Annotated in this window: 5 protein-coding genes; all 5 read left to right on the top strand. The window is 39.8% G+C overall.

The window, feature by feature from the left end:
- Nucleotides 1-190: 190 nt before the first annotated feature.
- Nucleotides 191-3,502, top strand: a complete 3,312-nt coding sequence (locus DXD65_RS17585; protein WP_117887835.1) for a hypothetical protein — start codon at nt 191-193, stop codon at nt 3,500-3,502.
- Nucleotides 3,503-3,592: 90 nt separating this feature from the next.
- On the top strand, nt 3,593-3,934 hold the full coding sequence (locus DXD65_RS17590) for a hypothetical protein (protein ID WP_005825747.1): 342 nt from the start codon (nt 3,593-3,595) through the stop codon (nt 3,932-3,934).
- A 164-nt stretch (nt 3,935-4,098) separates the two neighbouring features.
- A complete protein-coding gene (locus DXD65_RS17595) occupies nt 4,099-5,226 on the top strand; it encodes an AAA family ATPase (RefSeq protein WP_008661922.1) in 1,128 nt (375 codons plus the stop codon).
- A gap of 289 nt (nt 5,227-5,515) precedes the next feature.
- Nucleotides 5,516-5,803: a HEPN domain-containing protein gene (locus DXD65_RS17600; protein WP_009037333.1), complete on the top strand. Its 288-nt coding sequence runs from the start codon at nt 5,516-5,518 to the stop codon at nt 5,801-5,803.
- Nucleotides 5,782-6,081 carry a nucleotidyltransferase domain-containing protein gene (locus DXD65_RS17605; protein WP_008661919.1) on the top strand — a complete coding sequence of 100 codons (300 nt, stop codon included), beginning with the start codon at nt 5,782-5,784 and terminating at the stop codon, nt 6,079-6,081. Before DXD65_RS17600 ends, DXD65_RS17605 begins: the two co-directional genes overlap by 22 nt.
- The last annotated feature ends 303 nt before the right edge of the window (nt 6,082-6,384 follow it).

Raw genomic sequence — 6,384 nt, forward strand, 5'->3', positions numbered from 1 at the left:
TTTTTTACTATTCCAAACAAAACCGGTCTATTTTCTCCTTATTCCCTGATTATTAACGGAATTAACAGGATTTCATTACCTGCGAAGTAACGGAATACTTGACAACAAAACAAGTATGCGAAAGGGATTTAAAATGAGAGATTATTCACTTTTTATTTTTTTTAAATTTATAAATTTAAAGTTTTCAATTATGAACAAAAAGTTTCTAAGTGTGATCCTGTTCAGCGCCTTAATGGTGGGCACTGCAGGAACGTTCACGTCTTGTAAGGACTATGATGACGACATCAAGGACTTGCAAGGACAACTGGACAAAAAAGCTTCACTTGATGACCTAAATGCAAAAGTTGCTACTTTGCAGACAGCCGTAGATGAAGCCAAAACTGCCGCAAACGAAGCCAAAGCCAAAGCTCAGGAAGCTCTGGATAAGGCTGGTTCAAGCGAAGGTGGAGTATCTGAAGCTGATTTAGAGAAATTACAAGATGCTTTGGAAAAAGAAATGGAAAAACTGGCATCTTTAGAGGTTGTTGACACTAAGATCAAAGAACTGAAGGAGAGTCTGGCAAGTGAGTTTATTTCTGAAGCTGATTTGAAGAAATTGGCTACAGATGTCGAAACTCTGAGTGTTAAAGTTATGGCTTTGATTGGTCACCGATTGACCAGCCTTACGCTGATTCCAACTACGCACATCAACGGCATTCCTTCAATTGAACTGCTGACACTGACGTATACACCGCAGGTTTTTGCTGCCAAGAACTATGCTGACCACGAAGCAGACCCGTCTAAGCACACTGATCGCCCGGTTTTGGACCACACTGCTGTAAAGGGCGCCAAGGCACTCAGCATTTCTACCGAAAAGAATGAGGTAAGCTACAAGATTAGCCCGAGCATCGGTGTGATGAAAGAAGATGTTAAGCTTCCTATGTTTGAATGCTTTACCTCTCAGAACGTAACAAAGGCTGCTCCTGAACTTTCTCAGAACAAGCCTCTCGAAGTTGTAGACTACGATGTAAAAGACGGTGTAATGACTGTTCTTTATAAGAAGAATGCAGATTACGTAGGCAAGAGCATCGGCACAACCGGTAGCGCTCACGGTGAAGGTAAACTTGAAAAGTTCTGGATGGCTTCTCTGAAGACTCCTATTGCTGACAAAAACCTGACAGATGCTGAGAAAGAAGCTGGTAAAGACGTATTTGTAAATTCCGAATACAGCCGTATCGAAGAATCTACTGTATATCCTTATTTGGCTAACAAGAAGATTGACTTCACGAAGGACTTCACGACTGATTTTGCAGACGAAATGCAGGATGGTAAATACGTTCATTATCATGACTCTCTCTGCTTGTATAAATCAGGCAACGAACAATTGGTTGATGTTAAGCAGTCATATGACAGTCCACTTGACTTGAGAACGTTGGTTACTGTATGCTATACTTATACTGACAAACAACACGCTTCTCACAAGGAATTGACGAACTACGCCGACTATGGCCTGGAATTCCGTTTCTCTTTAGCAAAAGCTAAGTATCTGCAAGGTGACCGTAAGACTGACGAACAGGCATTCGGCCGCATCTTGTCTGACGGCTACACGCTGAAGTCTGAAGTTTACGACGTAGAGTTGGGAGATACAGAATATTCCAAGACTTCCATCGGTCGCGAACCTATCATTCGTGCTGAATTGTGGGACAAGAATAATGGCAATATGATTGCTGTACGTTACATCAAGATTCGTTGGACCGGTGAAAAGGATCAAACGATTGCTGCTATTACATTCCCGAACGATACTGTAACTTGCAAGGATATGTTCCAGCAGTTGTTCTCTAAGGAAATGAACGAGAAGATCTATCATATGGTTAAGTTCGACGGTGGTCAGAGTATGAGTAAGACTCAGTTCCACAGCATCTATACAGATATGGAGATCCTTGAACTGAGAAAAGACGGCAAGAAGGTAGATTTGTCTAAATTAGCTGTTTCTAAGGTGGCTACTGACTGGAAAGAAGGTTCTGACAAAGTTGGCAAAGACGGTAAGGAAGCGATTGAAAACAATAAAGACCTTGTATTTGCTTTATTGCACGATGCTGAAGACAATACGTCTTACAACTTAGTTTGGGCTATGAACCCGAAGACTGTTGGTACATTGGCTTACAATGAGTCTACCAAGACTTATGCTTCTACATTCGAAATCGACGTTAAGTACATTGACGAAACTGGTTTGAATGGTGATATCAAGCAGACATTCAAGCAGACAATCGTTGTTCCTGCACAGAAGTTTGCATACCAAGGTACATTCTGGAAGAATGGTAAGGGCGAAGGTGTCTTCAATGTGAATCCGATTGTTTACACTACTGCAAATGACGGTGGAACACAGAAAGACCCGCATGTATATCCGGGTATTACTGACGGTTGTACGCTGAAAGACTATAGCCACATCGAAGCTGACTTGGTTAATGGCTTTGTATACGAACCGACCAAAGAAAAGCCAGCCAACTTGGCTCAATTCATCCAGTATATTCGTGAGTGTGCAAAGGTTAAGTTTATCTTTGACGAAACACGCATGAAAGACCTGACTACTTATCCGCATTTGAAAGACTTTGTCACAAGCGATGACAAAACTCAATTGTGGTATAAGACTAAAGGTACAGCAAAAGACGAAGTCGTAAGTGACAACAGCAACATCGGTAGAACGGATGCAGGAATTAATGATTATAAACAATCTAACGATTTGGCTGCCACTATCAATAACCTGATGGGTGCTGATGTTACAGAAAACAAAAAGAACTTGCCTTGGAATTATGATGAAACATTAGGTAATAGCGTAAATGAATGCTCCAGTATCATCCGTCTCCACGAAAAAGATGACTTGAACGGTACTGATGCCGCCCTCAAGTTGATTGGCAAGGAAGTTCCTGTACAGCTAGTTGTTGCATACAATGAGTTCAATGTTATTCCAGTTCAAGAATTTGAGGTACACTTCATCAACCCGTTGACTATTGACGGTTCTATCAGCGACAACTTCGTTGATGCTGAAATTGACGGTAGCTTCTTGAGCGTTGCCAAGAACTTCACATTCACTGACTGGAATAATAAACCGGTAGCTGCTGCTGTAGCTGACAAGGCCACTGGTGATGAAGTTTATGCACATGCTTTGTATGACTACTATGCCGTACGTGAGGTCAAGTTCTTGACTGATAAGACCACTACCAGCTTGGCTTGGAATGCTGCAACCAGCACTTATGAGCACAAGGAGGGTACTACTGACGGTAAATTGCCGACCAATGCTTCATTGAAGATGATGAATTGGGATGAGTCTACAGACAAGTCAACAGCTAAACCTGTCGATGCTGACCCGACTCACTTGGCATACTTCAACAACCATGGTACACCGGTTAACGTTGACTACAATATGTTCTTGACAGTAAATGTCAACTACAAGTGGGGGGTATTGAGCAAGGATAACCTGAAAGTCATCGTTAAGAAGGCTGCCGGTACACCGAGTGCCAAATAATTAAGAAGAGATTCTTGATATAATTTAATAAAAGGGACGTCCTCTTGCAGGGCGTCCTTTTTTTCAATCTTTCATTTATAAATATCAGATATGAAGAAAATACTATTCATTTTGACTGTGTCAGTTTCACTCATCTGCTTTTCTTCATGTAAGAAGTCAGCAGCTACACATCCTTTTCCAGGCAAATTCGTTACTGAAACCGGTATCCAATTCGACCTTCGAGCCGACTCCACCACCCTGATTCAATATGATGATTCCAGTTCGTACGAGGGTACATGGAAAGTCTATAATCAAGGAGATACACTAAAGTATGCCACTATTGAGTTTGCCGGTTACTTTAACTATTATTATCTGCGTAATGGTAAACTCTATCGCAATGAACATAATATGATACGTCAAGCTCTTGGTGAAGAAATTGAATATCAAGATTAAAACAGAAAATGGCTATTACTATTCCTCTATTCTTTGGATGAGGAAAAGAATAGCCATTTCATATGATAGTCAACCACACATTTCCAATAATAATCGTTTTATGATTATCATCTTATGATTATCGTGATATTTTCCTTATATTTGCGTGTAAACTCAATAATCATATGAAAAATCCATTTGTTACGAACGGCTATGTATCACCGGAATATTTCTGTGACAGAGAGAAAGAAACGGCTAAAATTGTCTCACTTTTGACGAATGAGAACAACATTGCATTGATTTCCCCACGCAGATTAGGCAAAACAGACTTGCTGCGGCATTGTTTTGGACAGCCGGAAATCAAGGAGCATTACCACACTTTCATCATCGATATTTATGCCACAAGCTCTGTACGCGATTTTGTGAATGTTTTCGGCAAGGCTGTACTGGATGAACTACGTCCAAAAGGAAAATCCGTATGGGGTACCTTCTTGAATGTACTGGCCTCCCTTCGTTCCGAAATAACATTCGACATGAATGGACAGCCTACCTGGGGAATCGGTCTGGGAGCTATAACTAATCCCTCTGCAACATTGGATGAGATATTCTCCTATCTGAATAATGCCGGGAAGCCTTGCCTAATCGCCATTGATGAATTCCAGCAAATAACCAAATATGCAGACGATCCCAACATAGAAGCGGCACTACGGACACATATACAACGCTGTTCCAATGCCCACTTTGTCTTCTCCGGGTCCCATAGGCATCTGATGGGGGCAATGTTTACTTCTCCGGCACGTCCATTCTATCAATCAGTCACATTGATAAACCTGCCTCCCATTTCTGTTGATAAATACGCAGAGTTCTGTCTTAAGCACTTTGAACGGGTAAGCAAACACTTGGACACATTAGTGGTAACAGAGCTATATGAGCGCTTCAATGGTATAACTTCGTATATGCAGAAGGTTATGAACATTTTATTTTCCATGACTGGAACTGGAGAAATATGTATCCCCTCAATGATAGATACTGCCATTAACGACCTTCTGGACTTTTCTGCCGACACCTATGATGCCTTATTATATCAGATGCCCGAAAAGCAACGTATTGTATTTATGGCAATTGCGGCAGAAGGGAAAGCCAAGGCCATCTCAAGCGGTGATTTTGTGCGTAAATACAAGTTGCAATCTGCCAGTTCTGTCTCTTCAGCTGTAAAAGGACTACTGGAAAAAGACTTTATTACCTATGATAAAGGCATTTACCAGGTATATGATCAGTTCTTCCAACTTTGGTTGCAAAGGAATAAGCTTTAATGGTTTCTTTCTTGAATCTTATATTCATTCTATAAACAATTTAGAAATGAGTAGAAATGCAGCAGGCTTTGCAAAATATAATTATAAGACTAAAGTAAATACCTTCAATATGGTTCCAACGGATAAAATGTTGTAGCAAATCATTGTTGTTTGAAGGATAATAACTATCTTTGTTCTAAAGACTCGAAATATGGATAGTAAAGTAACCTTATTGGATTGAGATGTCAGATTATGATTTGGAAACAGCGAATGCAATGCTGCTTACAGGCCGTTATCTCTATGTCGGTTCATGTGCCATCAAACAATAGAGAAAATTCTCAAAGCATATTGGACTAATTGCTTAATGGAAGTTCCTCTAAAGATACATTCACTATCCAGACTTGCGGAGAGAACGGGATTGGACAAGCAATTGTCGGAGGAGCAGTTAGACTTTATAGACAAACTTGAACCTCTTAATATAGAAGCCCGTTACCCCTCTTATAAAGAAAGATTAATGAAGAGCTTAACCAAAGAATACTGTGCTGAACTTTTGAGCCAAACTAAAGAGTTGCAATTATGGATAAAGAACAAGCTATAAACCTTGCCAAACGCTATAAGGAAATGGTAGCGGAGAAGTTACCATTAAAGGCCCTTTATCTTTATGGTTCGTACAGTAAAGGAAATTATAGAGCAGACAGCGATATAGATATTGCTGTGATAGTAGAACGCCTGGATGACGATTATTTTAAAGATACTCCTCTATTGTGGAAACTTAGACGCAAGATAAGTAACCTTATAGAGCCAGTCCTACTTACAGAAGATATGGACAATCCTCTTTATTGTGATATTAGAAAAACTGGAATTCTAATACAATGAAGTCTTGTTTATCACATGCCATCTATTTCTATAATTTATATTCTTTTTTACTTCCAACGCATATTCTTCTTCTAAATCTTCGTACCATACCAAGTACTGCGAAATACATACCTGAGCGTTTTTCTCTTACTTATTCCCTTCTTCATCCAATCCCTATCATGACTTAAACATTTTTCTCTTGCAGCAATAATCACTTGATATTGCAAAAAATGAAGAATATGAAATCATTGTATTTGCAGCTATAATTGTATATACTTGTAAGGTAAACCTTTTATAAATAAATTGGAAATGAATAGAAATGAA

Origin of the sequence: Bacteroides sp. 4_1_36 (assembly GCF_003466325.1) — a bacterium.
Lineage (GTDB): Bacteria > Bacteroidota > Bacteroidia > Bacteroidales > Bacteroidaceae > Bacteroides > Bacteroides uniformis.